Source organism: Caldicoprobacter guelmensis, assembly GCF_016908415.1.
Lineage (GTDB): Bacteria > Bacillota > Clostridia > Caldicoprobacterales > Caldicoprobacteraceae > Caldicoprobacter > Caldicoprobacter guelmensis.
This window is the reverse complement of the sequence record NZ_JAFBDW010000006.1, coordinates 103136-129083: the sequence shown is the minus strand read 5'-3', so window position 1 is coordinate 129083 and position 25948 is coordinate 103136. Positions and strand designations below refer to the sequence as shown.

The window sequence follows — 25948 nt, the reverse complement described above, 5'->3', positions numbered from 1 at the left end:
AAATCGGAATTTACATATTTCGAGTATTATCCTTTCTAAACCTCTAAATATCAAAGGATTACGCCGTTTTTATTCATTAATTTGCGAAACTTCTGTTTCTCATAGAAAATGGGGCCTTCTTGCTGTTTTTTAATTGAACACGTAGAAAAGCAAAACAAGCAGACATATCGAGTATAAGTTAATGAAATTTTTCTGAGCACATTCAATGCATTGTATTTTTATTCAAATGTATGTATAATTATAACATACCTATCAAAACTTAAAAGGAGGGCACAGCATTGATAAAAGTAAGTGTTATCGGTGCAACTGGATATGCCGGCATAGAGCTGGTAAGACTGCTTTATTCCCACCCACATGTACAGCTTATTCATCTCGTATCCCAGAGTTTTGCCGAGCAGCCTATATCACATGTTTACCCAAATTTTAAAGGGTTGCTTGATAAGGCTTGTAGCAAGCTCGATATCGATAAAATTGCTGATGAGAGTGATGTAGTATTTACCTCACTGCCTCACGGAATTTCAAACAACGTAATTCCGGCTCTGTACGACAAAGGCAAAAAAGTGATCGACTTAAGCGGGGATTTCAGATACAAATCAGTCGAGGTATATGAAAAATGGTATGGCACTCGTCACGTACGCCCAGACCTGCTGCAAACATCGGTATACGGGCTTCCGGAATTGCACAGGGAGGAAATCAAAAAAGCCAGACTGATAGGCAACCCCGGCTGCTATCCTACATGTGCCATATTGGGGCTCGCTCCACTGGTAAAGCATGAGCTAATCGATTTAAATTCCATCATCATTGACGCCAAATCCGGAGCAACAGGAGCGGGCAGGGAGCCGTCACAGGGCCTTCATTTTTGCGAAGTGGATGAAAACGTAAAAGCATACAAGGTGGCAACCCATCGCCACACCTCCGAAATAGAGCAAGAACTCAGCATACTTGCTCAAAAGGAGGTCATACTATCCTTCACCCCGCATCTTTTGCCTGTAAAACGGGGAATTTTAAGCACTATATACGCCAACTTAAAAGCACCTTTGAGCTTTGATGCTGTTTATAACCTATATAATGAGTTTTATGCTAACGAGCCTTTTATAGTCCTCCATCCAGAAGGAAGTCTCCCCGAAATCAAGTATGTAAACGGCTCAAACAACTGCCATATCGGGTTCGTAACCGATAAACGCACCCACCGGATAGTAGTCGTGGCAGCAATAGACAACCTCATAAAAGGCGCAGGAGGGCAAGCTGTACAAAACATGAATATACTCTTTGGCCTGGAAGAGACTGCCGGATTGCGTAATCCTGGATGGTATCTGTAAAACACTTTACTTCTGTATAAAAAGTTTGAATCACCACAAAATAGTCGAATACCAAAAAGAGGAGAGGAGAAAGATTTATGGATGCCTTAATTCACAAAGCCAATATATTAATCGAAGCCTTGCCTTATATACAACAGCTAAGTGGTAAAACCGTCGTCATAAAATACGGCGGAAACGCTATGATCAGCGATGACATAAGCCGTACCATCATGCAGGATATCACCCTTCTCAAATATGTGGGGGTAAATCCCATTGTGGTGCATGGCGGTGGACCTGAAATTACCAAAATGCTTGAGGCTTTAAATATTCCATCGAAATTTTACAAAGGGTTGCGCATTACAACAAAAGAAGCCATTGAAGTGGTGCAAATGGTATTAACCGGTAAGATTAACAAAGATATAGTATCCCAGCTCAATTCACTTGGTGGCAAAGCTATAGGGCTGTGTGGGAAAGATGCAAACCTGATAGAAGTTGAACCCATGGAACCGGTAGATGGAGTTGACCTGGGCTATGTGGGAAAGGTTAAAAATATAAACTGTAAAGTTCTAGAAATATTAGCAAAGGATGAATACATTCCTGTAATTGCTCCCATAGGTGTAGGTCCTGATGGTCAAAGTTACAATATAAACGCCGATACAGTAGCAGGTGAAGTGGCTGCAGCTTTAAAAGCCGAAAAGCTGATATTTCTCACAGATGTTGATGGGATCAGGAGAGACCCACAAGATCCTGAATCAATCATATCAGTCATAACAGTAGAGGAGGTTTACGAACTGATAGATAAAGGTATAATCAGCGGCGGTATGATACCAAAGGTGAAGGGGTGCATAAAGAGCATCGAACAAGGCGTCAAACGCACTCACATAGTCAATGGCACAATCCCACATCCCCTCCTTTTAGAAATATTCACTGATAAAGGAATTGGCACAATGGTGACACGATAATTCAATGAAAAAACTATTGTAACATCCGTACTTTACCGTTATAATTTAATTCTAGATGTTGCAATAATTGATCCATCATTTTTATACAAAATATGGAAATAGTTGAAGCAAATATCGTCAAAAGGCTCTACCTTTCAAATATGAGGAGCAAACACGAATAAAAATTAGATGAGGTGGTATTTAATGTCTTTAAGCCCTGAATGGAGACACAGGATATTAAGGTGGAAAGATGAGCTCACACGTCACTTCTACATACCCCTAGATGAAATCGAGTGGGAAGGTTTTATTACAAAGCAGCAACTCACCTATCAAGAAGCACTAAAAGGAAATTTTTCTCCCATGCCAGAGGGTACAAGATGGGGTGCAAAGTGGGAATACGGTTGGTTTAGGAGCACCATAACCCTGCCAAACGAAGCAGCAGGAAAGCGCATCGTTCTGAAAGTCGACGTTGGAGGCGAAAGTGCCATATATGTAAATGGTGTAAATGCAGGAGCAAAAGACAATGAGCATCATGAAGTCACATTGACAATGAATGGTGTTCCAGGGCAGCGATACGAAATATTGGTAGAGGCTTATGCCGGTCACGGCCCCAGAGTAGCAAGTGTAGGTCCCACACCTCCGGGACGCGTAACCGTTCCCGAACCCGGCCCCACTCAAGCTGTAGTGGGGAAAAGTACTTATGGCATCTGGGAAGAAGAAGTCTACCAGCTGTGGCTTGATGTGCAAACCTTGTTTGAGGTACGCGAAAACTTGGATCCTAATTCATTAAGGGTAGCCGAAATTGACGCCGGTCTAAAAGATTTTACTCTAATAGTAGACTTTGAGTTGCCATATGATGAAATGATGAAAACCATTCGCGCTGGAAGAGAGCGTCTAAAACCCCTCTTGGAGTGCGTCAACGGTTCGACTGCTCCCCTTTTGTTTGCATTTGGACATTCACACATAGATGTAGCTTGGCTGTGGCCGCTGGCCGAGACTGAAAGAAAATGTGCCCGTACCTTTGCAACGCAGCTAGCATTGATGGAAGAGTACCCGGAATACAAGTTCTTACAGAGTCAACCCCATCTTTATATGATGGTAAAAAAACACTATCCCGAGCTTTACGAGAGGATCAAAGAAGCCGTCAAAAGGGGCCAGTTCATCCCAGAAGGTGGGATGTGGGTTGAGGCCGATACCAACATATCAGGTGGCGAAAGCCTAATCAGACAGTTCATACACGGGAAGCGCTTTTTCAAAGAAGAATTCGGCATAGATAGCCAGTTGTGCTGGCTGCCAGACGTGTTTGGCTATTCAGCCGCTCTGCCACAAATCATGAAAGGATGCGGCATCAAATACTTCTCTACCCAAAAGATATTCTGGGGCGCATACACCGGCGGCGAACCATTCCCTTATAACACCTTCATATGGGAAGGGATAGACGGCTCTGAGATTTTGGTACACCTACACAACGACTACAACTCCCATACCAATCCGGCTACTTTGATTCAACGCTGGAATGAACGTGTGCAAAAAGATGGCATATCCACGCGCCTGCTTCCCTTCGGCTATGGAGACGGAGGCGGCGGCCCAACGCGCGACCATCTAGAATACTTAAGGCGGTGCAAAGACCTAGAAGGGGTTCCCAGGACAAAGATTTGTCATCCTCTGGAATTCTTCTATGACCTAGAAAAACGCGGGTTCCCACAACACAGGTATGTGGGTGAGCTTTATTTCCAAGCACACCGCGGGACCTATACTTCTCAGGCTAGGACCAAAAGGGGTAACCGCAAAAGCGAAATAGCCCTTAGGGAAGCCGAAATGTGGGGAGCAACTGCTAGAGCACTTAAAGGATATGCCTTTCCGCTTCAAACTGTGGACCAGGCATGGAAGACTGTGTTGCTTAACCAGTTCCACGACATCCTGCCAGGCTCATCCATTCAAAGGGTATATGAGGAAGCCGAAGCAGATTATGAAAAGGTGATCTCCACCGCCAAAAAAATAGCACAAGAGGCTGCTTCCAGCCTGCTTGATAAAACCTCTGAAAAAGCCATTACGATATTCAATTCCCTCTCGTGGAACAGGGCAGTCATAGTATCGTTGCCCAAAGAGTTTGAAGGGGCTGTATTAGCTGATGGGCAACCATTGCCAATCCAGCAATCGGAAGATGGCTTGCTAGCTGAAGTTGAAGTGCCTTCCTGCGGTTGGATCACTCTGTATCCCGGAAGGGCAAAAACAGTTGAAAATACTCTTAAAATTACATCCCATTCGATGGAAAACGAGTTCTTGCGCATAAAATTCAACGATAAAGGCGAGATAGTAAGCATATTTGATAAAGAGGCTAATGTAGAACTTGCTGGTGGTCCTTGCAACAGCTTTAAGATGTATAAGGACGTTCCCAGCCATTGGGATGCCTGGGATATCGACAGTATGTATAGCTTAACGCCGGTTGAGCTAAATGAACCCGCTTCTTTCGAAGTGGTATCACAAGGGCCTTTAATGGCTATCCTCAGGGTCACAAGGAAACTCAATAATTCTCATATGACACAAGACATCATCCTGCGACGTAATAGCAGACGTGTGGATTTTGTGACCACCATTGACTGGCAAGAATCCCACAAACTGCTGAAAGTGGCGTTCCCGGTGAATATCCATACCAACGAGGGCGTACACGAAATACAGTTTGGCCATTTAAAGCGTCCCAATCATAAATCGCGTCCCTTTGATGCCGACCGGTTTGAGGTATGCAACCATAAGTGGACTGCCCTTATGGAAGAAAACCGGGGATTTGCAGTGTTAAATGATTGCAAGTATGGAGTAAATACCTTGGGCAACAGCATAAACCTGACGCTTCTCAGGGCGCCTTTGGCACCTGACATGAATGCCGACAAAGGTATTCAGCATTTCACCTATTCTTTCTACGCATGGAATGGCAGCTTTGCAGAAAGCGATGTAATTCGTGAGGCATACGACCTCAATTGCCCTGTAACGGTAGTCAACGGCGCTGCTGAAAAATCTGCCTCTTTGTTCTCGTTGGATGCAGCCAATATAATTCTTGAAACCGTAAAAGCGCCCGAGGATGGCTCCAATGACTTAATATTGAGGCTGTACGAGGCAAAACGCACGGCCACGCGCTGCACTCTATCGGTGGCTTTCCCCATCGCTGGAGCCGAACAAACTGATATGCTCGAAAATACCGAAAAAGAATTGACGGTTCAGGATAACAAGATAGAGCTGAATTTCAGGCCTTTTGAGATCAAAACCATACGCTTAAAATTGTCACAAATGGCACCGCAATAACTTAATGCTATTATCTATCAAAACAAAAAAAGAGAGGGGCGAGTTCATCTAACAACCCCTCTCCTTTTTACAAAAATCTTCTTACAGTGTTTACGCTAAATTTTAATAGTACTACATAACCATGGATGCCCTGTGCAATTTGCTGTATTTCACCCTAGCTAGAAATTCCATTATTCTATTACAATTTATGCATGCTTAATAGCATCTGTTGGACAGTTATCCATGGCCTCTTGCACATCTTGTTCTAGCTCGGGCGGCACGTCTGTGGCCACGGCCTCCGCCTTGTCATCGGCGTTCCAGTGAAATACCTCCCCACATGTGCTTATACACAGTCCACAGCTTATGCACAAGTCTTGGTCGACGGTTACCTTCAACTTAATTCCTCCTTTTCTCATCATTTTGTCAATACCCTTTTCTATATCTTTCCCATAAGTTCCTGTTTTGATTAACGGATATCAACAGAAGTTTTTTAAGATGGAAGTTTTTCTCAAGTTGTGTTATAATCTAGCCGTACACAGTCATCCATATTGCCAATGCTATCTCTATATACACAGAAACTGGAAAGGGAGAACAACATGACTAATTGGCTGACACCACAAAACCTCACTTTAATTGGACTGCTTGCTAGCCTAGCAGCTGGCTTAAGTGCCGGTTTAGGAGCCATACCAGTATTTTTCACAAAAAAGATCCCAGATAAAATCAGCAATGCCATGCTGGGATTTGCCGCTGGAGTAATGTTGGCTGCCACCTCCTTCAGCCTGGTGGTACCCGCCATAGAAAAGAGTGGAGGCGGTATCAATGGAGCAGTCACCATCTTGTTAGGTATCGTACTAGGGGGTGTATTTTTAGATTACATAGATAAGACACTACCACACTTCCATGCAGTAACAGGGATGGAAGGTAAAAATAAAGGCTTAAGTCGGATTTGGCTATTTATAATCGCCATTACCATCCATAACTTCCCTGAAGGGCTTGCAGTAGGGGCAGGCTTTGGTGGCTTTGATTATGCTAACGGATTTGCACTCGCCATAGGAATAGGCGTACATAACATGCCCGAGGGTTTAGCAGTAGCTATGGCCCTTAAAATGCAAGAAAATACAACACCGGCAAAGGCATTTGGAGTAGCGCTCCTGACGGGACTGGTAGAACCAGTAGGTGCGCTGTTTGGTTTGGCACTCACTCAACTCGCACGCCCCATACTGCCGCTTACATTGGCATTTGCAGCTGGAGCCATGCTGTTTGTAATAAGCGACGAGATTATACCCGAAACTCACAGGCGGGGTTTCCAGCGCATTGCCACCTATGGCGTGCTCATAGGCTTTGCCATTATGACTATTTTGGATACCATTATAAGGTGATAGAATAAAGCGGCAATTTATTCTCATAATTGAACTGTCTGAAAGGGGAACAATACTATGGTAATCGGCGTTTGCAAGGTAAACCTACTTATAGAAGAAGCCTTCTCCTTAAAAGAAAAAAGGCGCATATTAAAAAGCCTGATAGAGCGCCTTCAAAGCCGATTTAACGCTTCCGTTGCGGAAGTAGGACTTAACGACAAATGGCAAAGCGCAGTCCTGGGCATAGCGTGCGTGTCCAACGAAGGGCAACACGTAGACAGAATGCTATCCAACATTATAGAGTTTGTCGAAAACGATAGCCGCGTCTTCATCACCGATTTTAGTACAGAAAAGATATATATATGAAAACGCACCCTTATCATTCACTGCGGCCACCTGTTCATATCCCCACATCAACCATCTCGCACTCAATATTATCCATAAATACCAAGCCATCTACCCTTGGAGCATTCATCCGCATTAATCATCGGCCCGCGCCACCACAATGCGAAAGCCCTCTACCTTGATTACCTTCACCTTTGTACCTTGAGGGATAAACTCACCTTCCGTCACCACATCTACCCTTTTGTTGCCTATCAGTGCGGTACCCGATGGCCTGAGCATGGAGAGAGTAACCCCCTCCATTCCCACCAAATTATCCTCAAGGTGTACGCTGGTATAACCACTTTCCCTGTCCAACCTAGAATGAAGCAGCAAAGTGCGAGATATTTTACCTCCCTTTGTTGCCGAACGATAGACCCACAACAAAAGAAACACAATGGTCAACAAGACAACCACTATTATAACCATCAAAACAGGCGGAGAAACTACCTGAGAGGCAACTACTATGCCTATCACCAGTGAGATAATACCAAGCGTACCCGCTATACCAAACCCGGGCGTCATAAACTCAATGGCCACCAGCACCGTCCCCAATATGAAAAGCAGTACCATCAACCATTCCAGGTGTTCAAACACCTCTATCAAGGCCATGTCTAACTCCCCTTTTTAACCTTCTTATTTAATTCTTTCTCCCCTCAACACAAACCACAATCTCGCTTTTGGCTTCTTTTTCTTCTGTCTTTTGCCGGTTGCAACTCCCATCCTATACTTGTCGAGTAATTCATACACCTATTGATCAGATGTTTTTCATTATTATGCTTTCGACTATATCGGCAACCTCTTCACACACATCGCAGCAATTCTCAAAGCATTCAAAGACCTGCGTCCAAGCTATAACCTCTATAGGGTCCTGTGACTCCACATAAAGCCTTCTCAAAGCCGCAGTATACAGCCTGTCGCCTTCTTCTTCCATGTCGTTTAACTCCACAATATACTTATGAATAGTAGAAGATTTGCGGAAATGTGGGAACTCGTTCATCAATTCCCTTAACGTTGCTGTGCTTTTTGATATTATTTTTACAAATTCATAGCTCTCGTGCCGTATGGACTTTATGTTGTACATATAAAGGCGCATCAATATCTCTTCAATGGAATCCACCACGTTATCAACTTGCTCTGCCAACCTTATAATGTCTTCACGTTCTATTGGAGGCAAAAACTCTTTTAGCAGGTGGCGCAGCATCTCATGCTTCTCAGCATCAGCAGTATGCTCTATGTTGTGTATTTCAGTTATCTTACGTGAAAGCACCTCGACTTTGTAATTGTCAATGGTGGTCTGCAACATCTGTGAGGCCTCGCATGCATAACCAGCGACCTTCTTAAACATTTCGTAATAGTTATAACCTCTTTTCCCTAACATATAACCCTCCTATTTTTCCTTATATAAATTTTACAGAATATCTATTACCTTTTTTTGATTTAAAACAATCAAGCTATCAGAAGAGCCATATAAACAGCTTGGCCATTAAAAACCCAATAAGACCACAACCCGGAAAAGTCAAAATCCACGTAAGCACCATGTCCTGTACCACCGACCAGTTTACCGAGGAAATGCGTTTGGCTGACCCTACGCCCATGATGGCCGTGGTTTTAGTATGGGTAGTGCTCACTGGGAAACCCACCAAAGAAGATAAAAGCAGGCACAAAGCTGCAGCCAAATCAGCCGAAAAACCCTGATACTTTTCTAACTTTACCATATCCATACCTACCGACTTGATGATTCTGTAACCACCCACCGAAGTTCCCAGCGCCATTACCAGAGAACACAACATTATAAGCCACATGGGAATTTGAAACTGGCCTGTTTCAACCTGTCCCTTTACCAGAAACATTCCCAGCAAAAATACGCTCATAAACTTTTGCCCATCCTGCGCACCATGCATAAACCCCATGGCAGCAGCACCAAATATCTGGGCAGTTTGGAAAAATCCTACTGTCTTCCGCCGGTCCGCCTTTTTAAACAAAAACTCCACCAGCCTCACCATTATAAAACCAAGCCCAAACCCCAGAAACGTGGACAGCACGAGACCATACAATACTTTCACCCACTCTTGTCCATTTATGCCCGCAAATCCTCCTTGAAGCGCTATAGCCGCTCCTGAAAGACCGGCTATAAGGGCGTGGCTTTCACTTGTAGGGATTCCAAACCACCAAGCTGCAGTAGCCCACGTTACTATAGCAAATAAAGCGGCACACAGCGCCACCAACGCCGTATGGGTATCACCGCGGAAATCTACCATCTTATAAACCGTCATAGCAACAGAATTATTGATGACAGTCATAACAAATACGCCCAAAAAGTTGAACACCGTAGCCAGCAGTACCGCCCAGCGTGGGCTTAAAGATCGGGTAGAGATACAAGTAGCAATAGCGTTAGGAGCATCGGTCCAACCGTTAACCAATATGACTGATAAAGTCAATAGAGTTGTTATAAAAAGTGCGGGTATTGTAAATAACTGTTGCAAAAACTCTACAAATGAAACCGTCATCCTCCTCTTCCTTCCACTACATAAATTCTCAACATCATCATAAAAACATACTCTCCAACTACATCCAAACAAATACATATATTGACAATATCTTAAAAGTTACAAGCACAAAATACCTACATAATAGTATCATATTATCACTACACACGCAATACTTTTATAAATTGTGCTTGCTTAAACGTCAAAAGCCCCGCAAACTTCACCTACAGGGCTTTCAGAAGACAATAAGCATTCTTTTATTTGGTCAGCATCAACACCGGCAAAATGACAGCCGCAGCCACCACAATTACAGTGCCTACCGCTGCTAGTTTATTTTTATTATTCCAACAGTACTTCGCATAACTTAAACTGTATCCACAACAAATGAGTATAAAGCCTACAATAATATACTTCATTTATCCTCACCTGAGTATTTTATTTTAGAACTATAGATCATAGTACCCGTGCGCCTTATTTTAAAGTCTACCTCTGTGTATATCTCGGCGTCCTTGTAATGGCTATTCCAATCATAGGCCTCCCATTCCTGTATGGTTGCAAAATGCTTTACGGCAGTATGGCCAAAGTGAAACACATCACAGTTGAGACGCTGCGTCTTTTCAATAGTCTTGTCCAACTCTCTTTTTATAAACTTCTCAAACGCTTTTTCTAGCACTGGCAGCATTTCAGGGGTCTCATAGTAAATACCGCTCTGTATACTCTGTACATCTCCTTCAAGATACAGTTTTAAACTAACAAAAGGCTTTCCACCTTCAAACCGGACCTTTATATCGGGCTGCCTTGCTTCCCTTACCTCAAGGTCCACATTAAACTCAGGACGTCGGGGATCCGGAATGGTGTATGTCCCTTTTTTGAACTCTCCTTTCGCCATAGCCAGTAATCGGCTCTCATGCCCTGTAAGTTTACCTACCATCCTATCACCGTTAAACACCGCCAACCCTAACAGCTCAATCTTGCTACCTTTTTTACGCGGCACATCCCCGGCATAATATTCCCCGGGTATATTGTAGTTTGTAGCCCATTTAGGCCCTTTCTCTATAAAATTTTCGCCCTTATTTACCGCTGCTAAAACAGCTACGGGTTGATGATATGGCGATGTCATACAATCGTGCAGGTCATACAGGGTAAGGTCTGCAAACAAACCCGTTTCCTGCGCCTGTTTCATCAAATTTTCACACATCCTCGTAATATCGCTCCCACCAAACGGTTCCAGCAGTTCAACAAACTCAGCGGCACTTTTCTTTGCTATTAGCAAGCGTGTGCTATACCTGATAGAGCTGTTTCTAACTATCGGTGCTAAAAACTCCCCCACCAATCTAGCTTTAGCAATATCTTCAGAGATAACTATAAATTGTGCATGCATAAAATTAAGCGTCCTAGGTATGCTTGTATTGGCCAGTTCAAGGGCTGCATTAAATGAAGGCGCATCTATGGTCAAAGTTTTATAGTTCACCTCATTACCAGGAGATTCGGCACCACTTACTCCTTCACCCTGTGCTCCCCCAGCTTCAAACGCGGGAAATTTAAAAGTAACCCTGAATTTGTCAGATATCCCCCTATCTATCCCTATTAACAAGACGTAAGCAGCATCGTTGATATCCCTGGCGTCGTAGCAACTCGACAGCATAAATAGTATTGTACACAGCAGAACTACAGTTGATATCCTCCTCATTCCTGCATACCCTTCTTTTGGGTTAACATACTCACCATCAGAGCAACAAAGGGGAGAGCATAAAATACTATCCAACCAAATTCCCTTAAATACCTGATGTAAAATTGTACCAGTTCCACAATGTTTGAGGGAATTAATGAAAAGGCAATCATTAAAAACGAAAAAGGAATTGCGATGGGCCTTATATCATCTATACTAAAAACATGCGAATATATGGACAACACCATACAAAACAGAAAGGGCGTAGATATGAGCGTACTGATGTTCCATATAAAAAGGAACAGCGATTCCACCCTTTGAAAGAAGGCCCCATAGTGGATGAGCGATGCACCGGCATACAAGGGTGCAGTGAGTTCCTTGCCAAAAGGGTATGTAAAGATTAAAGTTAGTCCCAGCTGCATCAAAAACATGAGAGAAGCTGCCATAATTAAGCTGGTATACCCTACCTTTTTTATGTCCTGTATGCTGTGCAGAGATTTTGCAAATATGCCCACAAGGGTTATTTCACCATATATTGAACTTCTCAAAAAGCCCTCAACAATGGTATTTTTCAAACCATACCCCAATAAAGGATAAATACGGTAAAATTGAAAAAATCTAGATGAAAGCGCCAACAATATTGTGAATCCTATTAGCATAGCATACCCTGCAAGCTTTGAATACCTGGCTAAACTCTCCAACCCTATAAAGCTCAAAATGATCGCAGTAACTGCAACTGAACCTACTAAATAAATCGGTGGGGTTTTGGGAAACACGTATATCTTTATTATTTCAACATATTCCCTCAAATTCATCGCAGCCCAAAAAAGCAATACAAAAGCTACTGTAAAAGAGAAAATAGACCCAATATATTTTCCAAATATAGCATCGTATATTTCCATTAAATTGCTTCCGGGGAATCGTCTGAGCAAAAAATATACAGACGTCAATCCCATCACCGCAACAGATGCACTTATTAAAACCATATACCACCCTGCTGTCCCTACTTTCCTCATTATTACATTTGGATCAGTAAAAAATTCCTTTGCCATACAAGCAATCACCAGGACAGAAATGGCTTCTTTATTTCCAAATTTACCCTCACTTAACAACGACCATTCACCTCTTTTTAGGATACACACCGCTTTCTCTATTCACTGCATCCATATAATCTTCTGTTACCACTTCTTCGTACAAAGGCTTTCTGACGATTAAATCACTACTGCGCTTTGTCTTAGGAGTAAAGGGCGTTAAAAATGGCACCCCAAACGATTTCATACTACAAGTCAAAACCATCAATATAGTCAAGCCAACAGAAATACCGTAAAACCCCAAAACAGTCCCCATTAATATGAAGAAAAACCTCACAATTCTTATGGCCATTGCCAGGGAATAATTTGGTATGACAAAGTTCCCAATTCCTGTTATCGCTACTATGATGATGAGTATGGGACTGACAAGCCCTGCTGCCACAGCAGCCTGTCCCAGTATTAAAGCACCTATAATGCCCAATGTTTGGCCTATAAGGCCCGGGACCCTGATTCCTCCCTCACGGATTAATTCAAACGCCACCTCCATAGTCAACACCTCAACCACAACAGGGAATGGCACAGCCTCCCTCATCTTAAGTATTGACAACAGGAGAGGAGTAGGTATCATCTCGCTATGGAACTGCACAAGCGCCATCCACAGCCCCGGCACTAACGCAGCAACTAACACCCCTATAAAGCGAGTAAGTCGGATAAAGGCGCCATACTGCCACCTAAGCATCGTATCCTCCGAGGAATGCAATAGGTGAAAGAAGGTGACAGGTACTGCTATCACAAAAGGCGAACCCTCACACACTATGACCACCTGCCCCTCCATGATAAAAGAAGCGGCCCTGTCAGGCCTTTCAGTGCTTATAACTTGTGGGAAAAGCATAAAAGGATTATCCTCGATAAGTTGCTCCAGCATTCCACTTGACTCTACAAAATCGTGCCTTATATTTCTTATCCGTCTCTTTACTTCTTTTACCAGTTCAGGATCTGCGGTATCCTCCAAATAAACCAAGGCACAATTGATCTTATTTTTATCACCCACCGGAAGCATTTCAGTTATCAATTTTTCGTTTTTTATTATTCTCCTGAGCAAAGAAAGATTGGTTCTCAAATTTTCTGTAAAACCCTCTTGCGGCCCTCTTATAACGTTCTCAGTTCTGGGAGCCTCTATACTCCTCTTTTCAAATCCTCGGCTCTCAATCAACAGCGCTTCATTGCAACCATCAATAAACAGTGCAGTTACCCCGTTTAAAATTTGAGGAATTATCCTATCATACTCTCTAAGTTTAGTAACCTGGTAGACGGAAACTACGTTTCTCACTATATAGTCCAGGATATCACCCTGGTTAAATTCTCTGAAATTCCCGTCATCCATAAGTTGAGGCAATACAAATTGATTGATGACCGTCTTATCCATCATCCCGTCTACAAATACAAGGAAAGCCTTAAACCTTTTTGCGACATTGAACTCCCTGATGACTATATCTTGATTCTTCGGCACGCTAAATCTGTATTTCACATACTCCATGTTAACGTCAATATTTAAGGCCACCATGCCGTTTTTGATCAAATCTATATCCTCTTCATCGATTTGTGTTTGCTGAGTACTTATAACATTTTTATTTCGCCGGTTTCTCTTCTTTACTATGATGGTTGGCTTGATTGTGCCGGTGGGAGAAAAGTTATCCAGTTGCCCACCAGCATCAGATACCTTACAATTCCCTTCCTGGTTTTGCTGAAAGAAGTAGCTACCCTCCTGTTTTGCCCGATTTAAAATCTGTTGCCAGTCTACCCTTTCGTTGTTATTTTGCTGATCATCATGCACACCAAGATTATAAAATGACTGATCCCTTTGCCTAGAATGCGTATATCCTCCCCTATTAATGTTAGAATGAGGCTTATATGTAAAAAAGTCTATAACCGCCTTAATAACCTTTAACATGTGCCCCACACCTTTTCAGAGTGCCTGCGTTTTAAACTGCCACTTGTGATAACCTAAAACCTATTATGGCACCTCAAAAATTATTTATGCGTATATTGACAAGGCAAACTGGAATGTGAACTTGAAGATGCAGATCAATAGGGAAACACACTATAGTCCCATAAAAACAAAAAACCTTCGGCCTTTTCCCGAAGGTTTAGATTTCACTGGTGGGACCTACTGGACTCGAACCAGTGGCCTCCACAATGTGAGTGTGGCGCTCTCCCAGCTGAGCTAAGGTCCCGCCCCCCTATTAAACTTTACGATGATATTATATACTTCAAACTTCACATTTGTCAATAGGGGTAAAAAACCTAAAAACCTATTTTTGCTCCCCAAAGCAGTCAAGGCACACCTTGTGCCTACTATTTTATGCCTTATCTTGCTCTTTAAGAATATTTGCCACAAAACTCACACTCTATGGATGGATTTTCCAAGTTCAAGCGGTCCCAGCTTAAACAGGCACATTATAATTAAGAGTTGGGGAAATTGGCTGAGCCTACTGTCATACACATGCGCCCTGCTCAATCAATATACCCCTTAAGATATTTATATCCACCTCCCAAGGAGCTATGCTGTTTAAAGCAGCAATGCTGGCAGCCACTCCAGCAGCCTGCCCCGTCGCCATAGCAATGGGCGATACCCTCACTGCGGCATTCGCTTCATGGGTTGATGATATGCACCTTCCTGCCACAAGCAGATTGCTCACTTTTCTGCTGTATAAGCACCTGTAGGGTATATCATAGTCTGTGCCTTCCTTCAAATGCATGTACACCACATTCGCACTGTCAGGGGAATGTATGTCCACAGGATACCCCCCTTTGGCAATGCAATCTTCAAATTTCCTGTTATTTATTAAGTCCTCAGCAGTCAGTACATACTCACCGATTATTTTTCTAGTCTCCCTCACCCCAATCTGAGGGCCGGTAGAGAGCAAGATAGAATTTCTAAAACCAGGTATTCTCTTCCTCAAGAAATTGTACACTTCCACAGCCTGCCTTCTGCCAACAATCTCTGCACAGGTTAAATCTTTGGCACTGGTACCGTTTAACCTCTGTACCCTTGTCATGTTGACTATGACTTCACCAGGAGTGTTAGTTTCAAAGAACAATACCATATCCCGCTCAAAACTTATTTCCCCTTTTTTCTTAGCCTCATTTAAGATAGAATAAAAACCGTTAACCGACAACCTCCTGGCATTTTTAATTTCATCTTGAGCTATCATTCTAAATTCGGCCGGATTTTTAAGCATGTAATCTTTTATGGCATCTATATCTACATTCCCAATCCTCACGTTCATGGTCATCGGTTGAGTCAAATGATCCTTTTCTCTCCCCATCAAATAATCCACACCGCTTCGGGCAGCAAGGTCGGCATCTCCCGTTGCATCGATGTACACTTTTGCTTCAATATTGCCCTTCCCTGACTTATTTACTACCTGTACTGATTTAATGCATGGACCATCCATCTCCACTCCGAACATGAAGCTGTGATACAAAAGTGATACCCCGCTTTCAAGCAGCATATTCTCCAGCACGTATTTCAACATCTCAGGGTTAAACGGTGTGACGGTGCTTACAAATCCCGTTGTGTCAACGACGTGTCCGGGACTTCCTCCTAATTCAACAAGCCTATCAACTATTTCCTGGGGTATACCCTTTATCACCTGCCTTTGACCTGCATGGAATGTCATCATGGGGCCAACGCCCATGTTGGTCAGTGAACCCCCTACAAACCCATACCGCTCAACCAAAAGCGTCTTGGCACCCGCCCTCGCTGCAGCGATTGCTGCCACTGCACCGGATACGCCACCACCAATAACGGCCACATCGTATTTATCCATACTATCACCTCTTACCATATATTGTAAAATTCTTTGACAAAAGCATGTGCTGCAATCTCACTCAAAGCCTTAAGCTCCCTTTTAAGCTTTATAAGGCCAAACCTGACATCAATTTTCTTAATGGCACTTGTCCACCCTATACAATTAGCTTCAAGAAAATGAAAATATTCATGGCACAAAAATAGACTTATGGCTTTCTCATAGTCTTTCCACTGCGAATATTTATCGGGAATTAAAGGTATAAAAACCTGCTGTATATTTCTCTTATACAATGTAATAGTTCTGCTGTTTATCGCACAAGTGCTAAATATTGCATATTTGAAACTATACATTAACTCATCAACTTCAACCTTTATCCCATGACTCAATATCAACTCATTTATATCATTTCCTTTTAATCTCTTGCCTTGCTCAATTCCCCTTGTCCATGCTAATTCTGCCAACTCCTCCATCAGCGAGCTTGAGGCTATTCTATCATAATACAAGTCCATTTTTAATTCCTGCTCAATCAATTCATGCTTCTCTAAAAACACAGACGGTACCAATTTCAGCTACCCCTTTTGCTTAAAATGATTATTACCTTTTCATTGGCAGAAACACCGTTTACCTCCGCCCTTGCCAGCGATACAATCTGCTGTTTGTCTATGAGGCTTGACAAATCCACTAATCTGTTTGATAAAACCAAAAAACAGTCAGGTATCTCAGCTCCCCCATCACCATAAGATATGGTTTGGTCCAAAACCTGTTCAAGCGTGCTTTCCAAGTTTCCTGCTGTAGCTTCATAAACCTTTCCATTGTTCCTTTGAAGCCTTATAACCCCTTCTTGATCTATTACCCTTATCGGTTCCATCCTTTTAGTTAAGATGCCAAAAAATCTCTTTTGCTCTACTTTACCTTTGACAACATGCATATATCCTGTGGAAGCTATTATTCTTACATCAGAAGGATTTGCTCTCAAAGAATCGCATGCAACCCTTATTATGTCCTCTTCTGTCACGTTTCTCTTTAATACATCCTTGGAACGCAGCTCTGTGGTCCCTGTTGCAATAGCTCTCACTATATTCCTTTGTACATCCACTTCAACAAATATTTCAACTGTGCTTTCCAAAGCCCCAGCCTTAATTACAGCCTCCCTTGCTTCATTCCTTACAGCTAATATATCCTTTTCGGTGGGATTAGGAATGGTTCTCTCTACCGTTTCCCTCACCATTGCAAGCGCTACTCCTATAGTGGAGATTACCTGTGCATTTTTGGCTATCTTGTATTTCATCTTCATCGTTTCTGCAAGATAAGGCACTATAGAAGTACAACCACCACCTCCACCCACCAGCACCGTCATATCCTTGTCCATTTCATATTCTAGCAACAATTGCTCAACGACCTTACCCACTTTATTGCACGCTATATCCATTATCCTTTTAGCAACTTCCTCAACTGTTTTATTTAACTTCTTTGCTATAGGTTCAAACGCTCTCCTTGCCGCTTCTACATTTCCATGAGCATAATCCCCAGGCTTGACATATCCTAAAATATTGGCAGCACACGATACTGTCACCGCATACATCTTGCCATTCTTACTCTTTATAGCGATATAATTGTCTGGATCTCCTTCTTTAGGTTTAATGTACACTACCTGAGGCTCCACAATCTCCTCAGGGTCACTATACACAGCATAAGGCAATCCAGCAATATGAGCGCTACGTGGGCCAACATCTTCAATGTCTTTCTCTCCCAGCCTAACCATGCTACCTCCCGCTATGCCAACCGTCCTTACGTCCAAAGAATTGATATACGTCTTATGCCCACCTATCTCGGCATAATCAACAACCACTTTGCCGTTTTTTATAGCAGAAATATCAGTACTTGTACCGCCAACCTCAAGGAAAATCCCGTCCGAAATCTTTTCATACATTAGAGCACCTGCTACACCAGCAGCGGGTCCAGAAAGGATGGTAAGCACAGGCCTTTTCTTCACTTCTGCTATATCCATCACACCGCCATCACATCTCATAATCATGAGTTGCGCTTTTATACCTGCCTTTTTTACGCTCTCCTCGGTCATATTGGCGGTCTCTATCATTTTAGGCATAATACAGCCATTTATGGCAGCAGTGCGCGTCCTTATTTTAAGCCCGTAAAGCTTGGTTATCTCATGGGTCGCCGTTGCCGGAAAACCGTTCTTTTCTGCCAATTCCATTATCCTTTTTTCCACAGTAGGGTCATCAACTGAGAAAGCCTGTGCTGCAACAATTGTTCCTACACCCTTAAAAGCCAGTTTCCTCAAAACATCCTCAATCTTTGAATCAAGATTTTCATCTATCTCAACGTACTCATTGAATGTCTTTAAAATTTTTCCTGGCGCCAGCTCTATATCACCAATTTCTGTATCTTTCCTGGCTTTTATGCCTTCAATGCCCTTTCCTGCAGTAATTATGCCTACAGGAACTACATCGCCTTCCAGCAAAGCATTGGTAGCCTGCGTAGTGCCATGAGCTATAAACAGCACATCCTCAGGCTTTATATTAAAATCTTCCATCAACTTCTTTAGCACATCCACTATACCCTTAGCCACGCCCTCTTTGGCGTTGTGCGTTGTAGGAAGTTTGACGGTCCCAATCAGCTCATAAGTATCATTGTCGATTGCAACTGCATCTGTAAAGGTTCCTCCAACATCTATTCCGATTCGTACCTTCAATATTCTCGCCTCCTAAAGTTATACATCTTTTAAGTGAGGGGTTAAGGGTATACCTTAACCCCTCTTGCCATAACCTTAAAAGAACATAATAGCTGCTGCAATTATACCAGCAACAGACAAAGCCCATATATACGGCAACAACTTAATGAGGAGCTTGTTGACGTCAATGCCTACATAGTTGGTTAACCATACATTATGCGTATTAGTAGGGTCCCCTATTGCCTGTATTCTTTCTGTGGAAAGCAGAGCCCCCATCACAGCGGTAGGCGGTAAAACTTTCAAGCCTATAATCAGTCCAGCTATGCCGCTTCCGAGACCCCACAGATTGAGCGGCCCTCTATATAGTGCCAAAGGTGCCAGCACGCTGAAGAAAACGACATATAAGATGGGAGTGGAAGGAATAACGTTCTTCAATGCTGGTTCCAAGCTTTTTGCCACTGATGGATGCATTACAGAATTTAACAGCATTCCTATACCAATCATCAAAAGTACTGCAGGAGCCGAATCAGCCACACCATCATATGCTGTCTTTATCACAACACCTAGGGCATTTTTAATTGACCTCTGTGTTGTTATGATGCTGTAAATGATTCCTGCCAAGAAAGACGATATAATTGGCCATTTGAATACTAAAACAAAGATAATGGGTACAATGGGAGTTAACAGGGCGAAGAAGTTTACTTTTCTCTCGGCTGCATCCTCCTTTTCTGTTTCCATTTTCTGTGCCCACGTAAATTTTAGCCCCTGTCGCTTAAACTCTACAATAAGGAAAACAAGAGCAGTTATCGCTGTCAATGCCATAAGAACTAACGCAAAGCTTCTCATCTGATCCAAGGTTACCCCTGTAGCAGAGATATAAAATGACCAATTCGACATGTTAAGTTGCAGGCCTATAGCCATCCCAAACAGAAAGGTCGCAACCGCCACCATGGGAGGTACTCCTACAGACAACAGTATTGGCACCGCAATGCTTGCTATCATGATTACAGCACCAAGACCCGCCACTGTGGTAAACAACAAAGCTATAGCAGCAGTTACCAACACTGTTATTATAAAAGGCCTATCCCCACCCAGCTCAGCAGCCGTTTTAACTATAGTTCTTGAAATACCTGTTTGATTCATTATTTGGCCCAGCCACGCAGCAATCATCACAGCCACATATGCAGAAGCCAGCCTGGTAGCTCCACCCTCAATAATATGTGCCAGAAGACCAGTATCAGCTTTTGTTTCGGGATTAATCATTTTAAGCGGTACACCTGCTATTGCAGCAATTCCAATTGCCAGAACCGGTAAAGCGACCAATGTGGGTAACTTTCTTGTGACCATCAAAGCTACAACCGCCAAGAAAAGAATCAATATTAACACAGCCTGCATATTAATTTTACCTCCTCCATTCTAAAATTATAAACTATCAATAGCTTGCCTAAATTGCCTTGTTATACGTTCGATGCTGTCTGGACTACTACCCGTTACAATTGCCCCTATCATTATTCCTTTAATGCCCAACTTATATAAAAATTTCACTTCATCGGGCTCTATGATCCTTTGAGTGGGGACAACAACGGGTTTATCAACACTTTCAACAATGCGACCAAACCTCAATAAGTCAGAGACGTGAATTTTTTCTCTTTTGTCATCAGAAAATACATCTGCTTCTATGATGTCCACATCAAGTTTATTGAGCACTTTAAGGTGTGCAGTATCGTAGGATTCGTTTATTGCAAGCATTTTATCCATCTTGGTCTCAAGCATGTAAAGCGGCATATGAAAAACAAACACAGACAAAAAACTAAAACCTAACTGTTCGGCTAACTTGAGTTCATCTTGACTTGCACAGACCTGTGCACCTGGGACAAGCCCTATTGGCACCTCAAAGCTATCCAGCAATTCCTTGAATACTTCTCTTTGCTCATAAACGCTACCAAACCTATTCCCACTTGCTTGATGAAAAACGTTAGCATGAACCTTTAGGGCATCAGCACCTCCTCTTACTGCGGCCTCTGCCAACTCTGTCCTGTTTTGTGGAAGACTGACAATAAGGGTCATCTTATTTTTGTTTAGCATTTGTGATAATTTCACCGTTATCCCCCTTTTACATCAATAAGTTTTTTGAGTGAAAGCCTAGAAACCTCTCTTAAAATATCCTCGTGTTTAACGCTGGTTTTTTTGATTATCACCCCTTCCAAGCCAGAATTTAGTCTATCAATCAACCCTGAAAGGTTCAGAACCCTTCCTCCCAATACAAAAGCCTTTATGTTCAACAAATTCTTTAAATTTAAAAGGGCAATTTTGAAATATCCAGCCACTTCATTTGTCAACTTACTTATCTTTGCCTCGTTCAAAAAGCCACTTAAATTTTCTAAATTTAATTCCCCTATGTCAGTAATAGAACTTGTAATTCCAACATGTTCTTCTATCATCATAATCAAAGCTTTCTTTATAATGGCTTTTGCCGATATAAGCGAGATTAAACATCCCCTGTGGCCTTCAGGGCACTCGGCTCCATCCTTGTCGATAATCAAATGCTCCAAATTTATACCGCCCTCGAACACTTTACCGTTAATGACAACACCAGCCTTGATATTATCATCTATTTCTAAATACGCTAAATTATTAACACCACTCAAACGCCTATATTCAGCAATAGCTTTTAAGTTAATTTCTTGTTCTTTAACCACCGGAATACCGAGCTCAAACGTCAATGCTTCCTCAAGAGACATAAATTCAGCAGATATAGAAGTGTCCAACATCGCTTTGGGATTGAGCAATTTCATATTACTGTCCAAACAGATGCCAACCCCAAGTATTTTTTTATCATCACCACAGAGTTCTTTTTCTAAGGATAGGATATGCCTCATCAAAATCTTATGCAAGTTATGACTACTAAAGTAATCAAATGCGATCTCTTTTTCTGCAATTTTACCCATGTTAAGGTCAAACAACACAGAGTTAATTTTATTCTCTGCAACTCTAATGCCTACCACATAGCCATTTTCAGCATTAAAATCCAATAATATGGGCCTTCTCCCACCGGTGTATTCTCCCGGTCCTATTTCTTTAATGAAATGATCCATCATCAGTTCCTCAACTAGGTCCGAAACAGCTGTTTGACTCAGGCCCGTATATTGGGAAATCTCTGTCCTGGATAAAGGTCCTTTTTTGATCAAAAGGCTCAAGATTATCTTTTTATTCTTCTCTTTTAATTCCTTTAAATTATGTCTACTTTTCAAACTACTTCACCCCTATAAAAGCCCCTGGTTAAATAATATACTGCAAGGTTTTTATGCTTATTTTTAAGAATTTCTTAGTAAGTTAATAAAAAAATGTAATTTAATTGTACCAGCCTCGCATAAATTCCGCTTAATCGACCTCAATATTTTTGCGAATTTCTTAGTAATAAAAATATTCGCCATTTTTCTCAAAAATCCTTCTTAGTCAAATCAAATTTTAAAAATTTTTTTGCCTAAAACGAAGATTTACCAGCTCGCAATTCTTGGGCCATATCGTCAAACACCTTCTTTTGCAATAATCCATGTGCATAATACGGCAGGCGCCCCACAAACAAAGCAAATGCGAACAAAAAGGGCAGATACGTTGGCCATGGCAACAGCTCAAAATCAATGGGAAGATAGGACGTGTATAAATAATTGCTTCCTATGAGCGCATTGACTATACCTGTAAAGACAGCACATATCATGAGAACAGAATATGCCTTTTTCACGTTTTCAATATTTGGTTGATAATTCAAATAAGGGAGCATGAGGGCTACAAACCCCAAAGCCGCGTGATAAAGCAGGCTTTGAATGCTTCTAAAATGAAATACCGGGTATTCGCGAAGCGTGGGAAGCGGAAGTATAAGAGCAAGCACAAAGCCCACTGTACCGTATGCATACACGAATTCACACATATATTCTCCCATCTTCCAGATCCACCTTGAAGTTTCAGCAAAGCTGGATGCATCAGAATGGTCAAGCGGTTGGCCCTCGTTGCGTTGCAGTAAAAGCGCCAGGGGGATGGCAAACATCTGTATGCCACAAAGCTGAAGGGGCAAATCTTCCTTTATGTCAAAAACCCCTGCATAAACATCCCAAACAAATCTCAAAACATTGAGAAACACAAGAAAGACATAAGCCCTTACAGTCCACAGAAACCGCAAACGATATTCATTCTTCTGTCTCACATTACGAACAGCTATAAATACGAGGATGAACAGAAATGTCACTGCAGCAATGTGTGAAGCGGTAAATGGCCTGTAAGGGCCGTTTTGTAGAAGCAACGGGTCATCTTTACCGGCAAAGAATAGCTTAAACACGGTAAATCCTCCCCATTATCGCAATCAAACTGACTATAAAGCACTACATCTCATCCTGTATGAGCTTCTTTATCTCCTCCTTGCCGGGTACCCTACCAAATGCCTTTACTTTACCGTTGATCACCAATCCTGGAGTCATCATTATATTGTACTCCATAATCTTATCGATTTCTGTGACCTTTTCAATAGTAGCGTCAATCCCCAGTTCGCTCACAGCTTCACGGGCGTTTTTCTCAAGCATCTTGCATTTGGGGCATCCTATCCCCAGAATCTTTATATCCACATACTTCAACCTCCCCATTAGGTCATATTACATTTTAGAAAAGTTCAAAGCCATAATTTTTTGCTTATCTTAGAGGTCAACTTTTAAGCCCAAACATAAATTCCCTTCAAGCTTCATTCTTCAATGTTGCGTAAATTCTCCCTTTTAAATTATCGTATACCGACTCTTTACTTCCCAAACACTTTTCGAAAACATCTAGTCATAATATGCCGATTGACTATCAAAGCTTCAGACCCACCACTTAACAACTACATTATGTCACCTGTAAATAAAATATATCAACTTACAAGTTTTATCCAACTATAAAACCAAATATCATGCCGGTTATGGTAGCGAATATGATTACCAGAGACACATATACAATAGTCTTCTTTGTCCCCAGCACGCTCCTTATGACCAGCATGCTGGGAAGGCTGAGCGCTGGGCCAGCCAGCAGAAGCGCCAGAGCCGGGCCTTTCCCCATGCCCGAACCCAGTAACCCCTGTAATATAGGCACTTCGGTGAGGGTGGCAAAGTACATGAATGCCCCAACCACTGAGGCTACAAGATTTGCCAACAGGGAATTACCTCCAACTACAGCCGAGATATATTTGGAAGGAATGATCCCCGCATCGATATTGGGCCTTCCCATAAGGAAGCCCGCAACCAAAACCCCTCCAAACAGCAGCGGCAGAATCTGTTTTGCAAAGCTCCAGGTGGCCTCAACCCACGAAATCCTTTCATCCCGATTAAACCATTTGATCAGGGTATAACCTAAAACGACGAGGAAAAACGCAGTCAAATACCATTTTACTTTGTAAACCGCCATGAAAAATCCCACATCCTGAGTCGGCTTACCCCACGCAGCAAAGATCAATATGAATACAAGGCTGGCAAAGTATATAATGCTCTGCAGCGGACTGCGCCCCTCGGCTTCTTCCACAAACTGTGCCATAGAGCTTTTGGTGCGAGCCTCATCTTCCCTGCGGTATATAGCCGCCATAATAAGGCCTATTATTATAGAAAAAAGCACAGCACCTACGGCCCTTGCAACGCCAAGCTCCCATCCCAAAACGCGTGCCGTTAGAATGATAGCCAGTATATTGATGGCAGGTCCTGAGTAAAGGAATGCAATAGCCGGGCCAATACCAGCACCCTTCTTGTATATCCCCGCAAACAGCGGGAGAACGGTACAAGAACACACGGCAAGAATGGTGCCCGAAACCGATGCCACAGCATATGATACCCATTTTTTGGCTTGACCGCCAAAATATTTAATGACAGCTGCCTGGGATATAAAATTTGAAATTGCTCCGGCGATAAACAGCGCCGGTACCAGGCAGAAGAGCACATGTTCCCTTGCATATTCCTGGAGCATGTAAAAAGCCTCAAGTATAGCCGAACTCACTCTAGGATGAGAAAAAGGTATATAATAGGCAGCAAGGAATACTCCTACTATCAATGCAAACTTTTTCCATTCCTTCATGATCTACATCTCCTTAATGCTCATACTTACAAGCTTTAATTTTCACAGTTATTCCCTTGAAATTAATGTCTGATAATCAGACTCCCATATAAGTACCACCGATAATATGGTTTACTCACAAACCACACTCATAGCTCACCTTATAACATAATAATGCTGCTTAAATAACACTGTTTGTAACTTTAATTAATCCCCATTGTATCACATCTCAGCCGCAACAACTGCACCCACAATTGCAGCTTCCACCATCCTCGCCGGCATCCCCTACATAGGCTATTGCTCCCACTGGACACAGGTTACCGCATCCCTTGCAGCCTTCTACGCATCCTTCAGGGTAGACCACCACAGGCCTATTGCCATCGCGCTTGAACACGCCGTGTTTGCATTTTTCAAGGCAGGCACCGCATTCGATGCATTCCTCATAATTTATCACCGGATACCACGTCTTTGACATTTGAGCTCCCCCTTCTCCTCCAATAATATTTTTGTTTCCTCAATCTGCCTTAAAATCATCTTTTCTGCTAATTCAATTACCTGCAACACCTCAGGACTCTTGAGCCTGTAAACCACCTTGGTCCCTTCTCGCTCGCTTTCCACAATACCTTGACTCCTTAAAACCGCCAGGTGTTGTGAAGCGTTTGACTGTTCAGAATCAATATTGGGCAAAATCTCGCAAACGCACAGCGGTCCCGCTCTCAACAGATTGATAATTTGCAGCCTTATGGGATGAGCGAGGGCCTTAAACACGCCAGCCACCAATTTATCGCTCATATGTGCCATCCACAATACACCTTCTTTAGAATATTAGAATTTTCTAATTTACTAATAATAATATTGCTATTTTTTACATTTGTCAATCATAAAAATTGTTATTTTGCCCCGCAAACTTAATTTATAAAATGCTTACCAGAATTAGT

At 42.4% G+C, this 25948-nt stretch carries 24 protein-coding genes and 1 tRNA gene; 5 read left to right on the top strand and 20 right to left on the bottom strand.

Annotated elements, in window-relative coordinates; genetic code table 11:
• The first annotated feature begins 278 nt into the window (after window positions 1-278).
• The 3 genes from argC to JOD02_RS09885 all read left to right on the top strand — a co-directional run bounded on the left by argC (window position 279) and on the right by JOD02_RS09885 (window position 5536).
• Window positions 279-1319: an N-acetyl-gamma-glutamyl-phosphate reductase gene (gene argC, locus JOD02_RS09895; protein ID WP_204489186.1), complete on the top strand. Its 1041-nt coding sequence runs from the start codon at window positions 279-281 to the stop codon at window positions 1317-1319.
• Window positions 1320-1396: 77 nt separating this feature from the next.
• A complete protein-coding gene (gene argB, locus JOD02_RS09890) occupies window positions 1397-2260 on the top strand; it encodes an acetylglutamate kinase (protein ID WP_204489185.1) in 864 nt (287 codons plus the stop codon).
• A gap of 183 nt (window positions 2261-2443) precedes the next feature.
• Complete coding sequence (locus tag JOD02_RS09885) at window positions 2444-5536, top strand: alpha-mannosidase (protein ID WP_204489184.1); 3093 nt, start codon at window positions 2444-2446, stop codon at window positions 5534-5536.
• A 185-nt stretch (window positions 5537-5721) separates the two neighbouring features.
• On the opposite strand, the gene JOD02_RS09880 is transcribed toward JOD02_RS09885, so the two are convergent.
• A complete protein-coding gene (locus tag JOD02_RS09880; protein ID WP_204489183.1) occupies window positions 5722-5910 on the bottom strand; it encodes a ferredoxin in 189 nt (62 codons plus the stop codon).
• A gap of 201 nt (window positions 5911-6111) precedes the next feature.
• Between JOD02_RS09880 and JOD02_RS09875 the strand changes: the two genes are divergently transcribed.
• Complete coding sequence (locus tag JOD02_RS09875) at window positions 6112-6894, top strand: ZIP family metal transporter (RefSeq protein ID WP_204489182.1); 783 nt, start codon at window positions 6112-6114, stop codon at window positions 6892-6894.
• Between the two features lie 57 nt (window positions 6895-6951).
• Window positions 6952-7239 carry a DUF503 domain-containing protein gene (locus JOD02_RS09870; RefSeq protein ID WP_204489181.1) on the top strand — a complete coding sequence of 96 codons (288 nt, stop codon included), beginning with the start codon at window positions 6952-6954 and terminating at the stop codon, window positions 7237-7239.
• 114 nt (window positions 7240-7353) lie between these two features.
• On the opposite strand, the gene JOD02_RS09865 is transcribed toward JOD02_RS09870, so the two are convergent.
• The 19 genes from JOD02_RS09865 to JOD02_RS09775 form a co-directional block, all read right to left on the bottom strand.
• Window positions 7354-7866 (bottom strand): NfeD family protein, encoded by a 513-nt coding sequence (locus tag JOD02_RS09865; RefSeq protein WP_204489180.1) that lies wholly within the window; start codon window positions 7864-7866, stop codon window positions 7354-7356.
• Window positions 7867-8011: 145 nt separating this feature from the next.
• Window positions 8012-8635: a DUF47 domain-containing protein gene (locus JOD02_RS09860; protein WP_204489178.1), complete on the bottom strand. Its 624-nt coding sequence runs from the start codon at window positions 8633-8635 to the stop codon at window positions 8012-8014.
• Window positions 8636-8711: 76 nt separating this feature from the next.
• Window positions 8712-9764 (bottom strand): inorganic phosphate transporter, encoded by a 1053-nt coding sequence (locus JOD02_RS09855; RefSeq protein ID WP_204489176.1) that lies wholly within the window; start codon window positions 9762-9764, stop codon window positions 8712-8714.
• Window positions 9765-10000: 236 nt separating this feature from the next.
• Window positions 10001-10159 carry a hypothetical protein gene (locus JOD02_RS09850; protein ID WP_204489175.1) on the bottom strand — a complete coding sequence of 53 codons (159 nt, stop codon included), beginning with the start codon at window positions 10157-10159 and terminating at the stop codon, window positions 10001-10003.
• Window positions 10156-11433 (bottom strand): Ger(x)C family spore germination protein, encoded by a 1278-nt coding sequence (locus JOD02_RS09845; RefSeq protein WP_204489173.1) that lies wholly within the window; start codon window positions 11431-11433, stop codon window positions 10156-10158. Before JOD02_RS09845 ends, JOD02_RS09850 begins: the two co-directional genes overlap by 4 nt.
• On the bottom strand, window positions 11430-12524 hold the full coding sequence (locus JOD02_RS09840) for a GerAB/ArcD/ProY family transporter (protein WP_204489172.1): 1095 nt from the start codon (window positions 12522-12524) through the stop codon (window positions 11430-11432). The genes JOD02_RS09845 and JOD02_RS09840 overlap by 4 nt, the downstream gene beginning before the upstream one ends.
• A gap of 7 nt (window positions 12525-12531) precedes the next feature.
• Window positions 12532-14394, bottom strand: coding sequence for a spore germination protein (locus JOD02_RS09835; RefSeq protein WP_204489170.1), 1863 nt, complete (start codon window positions 14392-14394; stop codon window positions 12532-12534).
• Between the two features lie 207 nt (window positions 14395-14601).
• A tRNA-Val gene (locus JOD02_RS09830) sits at window positions 14602-14677 on the bottom strand.
• Between the two features lie 261 nt (window positions 14678-14938).
• A complete protein-coding gene (locus tag JOD02_RS09825) occupies window positions 14939-16276 on the bottom strand; it encodes an FAD-dependent oxidoreductase (RefSeq protein WP_204489168.1) in 1338 nt (445 codons plus the stop codon).
• Window positions 16277-16287: 11 nt separating this feature from the next.
• Window positions 16288-16821 carry a hypothetical protein gene (locus JOD02_RS09820; RefSeq protein WP_204489166.1) on the bottom strand — a complete coding sequence of 178 codons (534 nt, stop codon included), beginning with the start codon at window positions 16819-16821 and terminating at the stop codon, window positions 16288-16290.
• Between the two features lie 2 nt (window positions 16822-16823).
• A complete protein-coding gene (locus tag JOD02_RS09815; protein ID WP_204489165.1) occupies window positions 16824-18971 on the bottom strand; it encodes a hydantoinase/oxoprolinase family protein in 2148 nt (715 codons plus the stop codon).
• Window positions 18972-19046: 75 nt separating this feature from the next.
• Window positions 19047-20345, bottom strand: coding sequence for a C4-dicarboxylate ABC transporter (locus tag JOD02_RS09810; RefSeq protein ID WP_204489163.1), 1299 nt, complete (start codon window positions 20343-20345; stop codon window positions 19047-19049).
• Between the two features lie 27 nt (window positions 20346-20372).
• A complete protein-coding gene (locus tag JOD02_RS09805; protein ID WP_204489161.1) occupies window positions 20373-21050 on the bottom strand; it encodes a hypothetical protein in 678 nt (225 codons plus the stop codon).
• Between the two features lie 2 nt (window positions 21051-21052).
• Window positions 21053-22201, bottom strand: a complete 1149-nt coding sequence (locus tag JOD02_RS09800) for an ROK family transcriptional regulator (RefSeq protein ID WP_204489160.1) — start codon at window positions 22199-22201, stop codon at window positions 21053-21055.
• Window positions 22202-22434: 233 nt separating this feature from the next.
• Entirely contained in the window at window positions 22435-23283 is an 849-nt protein-coding gene (locus JOD02_RS09795) for a TMEM164 family acyltransferase (protein WP_204489159.1), read from the bottom strand.
• A 43-nt stretch (window positions 23284-23326) separates the two neighbouring features.
• A complete protein-coding gene (locus JOD02_RS09790) occupies window positions 23327-23566 on the bottom strand; it encodes an MTH895/ArsE family thioredoxin-like protein (protein WP_204489158.1) in 240 nt (79 codons plus the stop codon).
• A gap of 292 nt (window positions 23567-23858) precedes the next feature.
• Entirely contained in the window at window positions 23859-25031 is a 1173-nt protein-coding gene (locus JOD02_RS09785) for a permease (RefSeq protein ID WP_204489157.1), read from the bottom strand.
• Window positions 25032-25239: 208 nt separating this feature from the next.
• Window positions 25240-25485: an ATP-binding protein gene (locus JOD02_RS09780; RefSeq protein WP_204489156.1), complete on the bottom strand. Its 246-nt coding sequence runs from the start codon at window positions 25483-25485 to the stop codon at window positions 25240-25242.
• Complete coding sequence (locus JOD02_RS09775; protein WP_204489155.1) at window positions 25461-25811, bottom strand: ArsR/SmtB family transcription factor; 351 nt, start codon at window positions 25809-25811, stop codon at window positions 25461-25463. The genes JOD02_RS09780 and JOD02_RS09775 overlap by 25 nt, the downstream gene beginning before the upstream one ends.
• Window positions 25812-25948 lie beyond the last annotated feature (137 nt).

Bases quoted from the DNA above. Each gene is read 5' to 3' on its own strand.
- argB (WP_204489185.1), top strand. From the start codon at position 1,397: ATGGATGCCTTAATTCACAAAGCCAATATATTAATCGAAGCCTTGCCT.
- JOD02_RS09885 (WP_204489184.1), top strand. From the start codon at position 2,444: ATGTCTTTAAGCCCTGAATGGAGACACAGGATATTAAGGTGGAAAGAT.
- JOD02_RS09875 (WP_204489182.1), top strand. From the start codon at position 6,112: ATGACTAATTGGCTGACACCACAAAACCTCACTTTAATTGGACTGCTT.
- JOD02_RS09870 (WP_204489181.1), top strand. From the start codon at position 6,952: ATGGTAATCGGCGTTTGCAAGGTAAACCTACTTATAGAAGAAGCCTTC.
- JOD02_RS09865 (WP_204489180.1), bottom strand. From the start codon at position 7,866: ATGGCCTTGATAGAGGTGTTTGAACACCTGGAATGGTTGATGGTACTG.
- JOD02_RS09860 (WP_204489178.1), bottom strand. From the start codon at position 8,635: ATGTTAGGGAAAAGAGGTTATAACTATTACGAAATGTTTAAGAAGGTC.
- JOD02_RS09855 (WP_204489176.1), bottom strand. From the start codon at position 9,764: ATGACGGTTTCATTTGTAGAGTTTTTGCAACAGTTATTTACAATACCC.
- JOD02_RS09850 (WP_204489175.1), bottom strand. From the start codon at position 10,159: ATGAAGTATATTATTGTAGGCTTTATACTCATTTGTTGTGGATACAGT.
- JOD02_RS09845 (WP_204489173.1), bottom strand. From the start codon at position 11,433: ATGAGGAGGATATCAACTGTAGTTCTGCTGTGTACAATACTATTTATG.
- JOD02_RS09835 (WP_204489170.1), bottom strand. From the start codon at position 14,394: ATGTTAAAGGTTATTAAGGCGGTTATAGACTTTTTTACATATAAGCCT.
- JOD02_RS09825 (WP_204489168.1), bottom strand. From the start codon at position 16,276: ATGGATAAATACGATGTGGCCGTTATTGGTGGTGGCGTATCCGGTGCA.
- JOD02_RS09810 (WP_204489163.1), bottom strand. From the start codon at position 20,345: ATGCAGGCTGTGTTAATATTGATTCTTTTCTTGGCGGTTGTAGCTTTG.
- JOD02_RS09785 (WP_204489157.1), bottom strand. From the start codon at position 25,031: ATGAAGGAATGGAAAAAGTTTGCATTGATAGTAGGAGTATTCCTTGCT.
- JOD02_RS09780 (WP_204489156.1), bottom strand. From the start codon at position 25,485: ATGTCAAAGACGTGGTATCCGGTGATAAATTATGAGGAATGCATCGAA.
- JOD02_RS09775 (WP_204489155.1), bottom strand. From the start codon at position 25,811: ATGGCACATATGAGCGATAAATTGGTGGCTGGCGTGTTTAAGGCCCTC.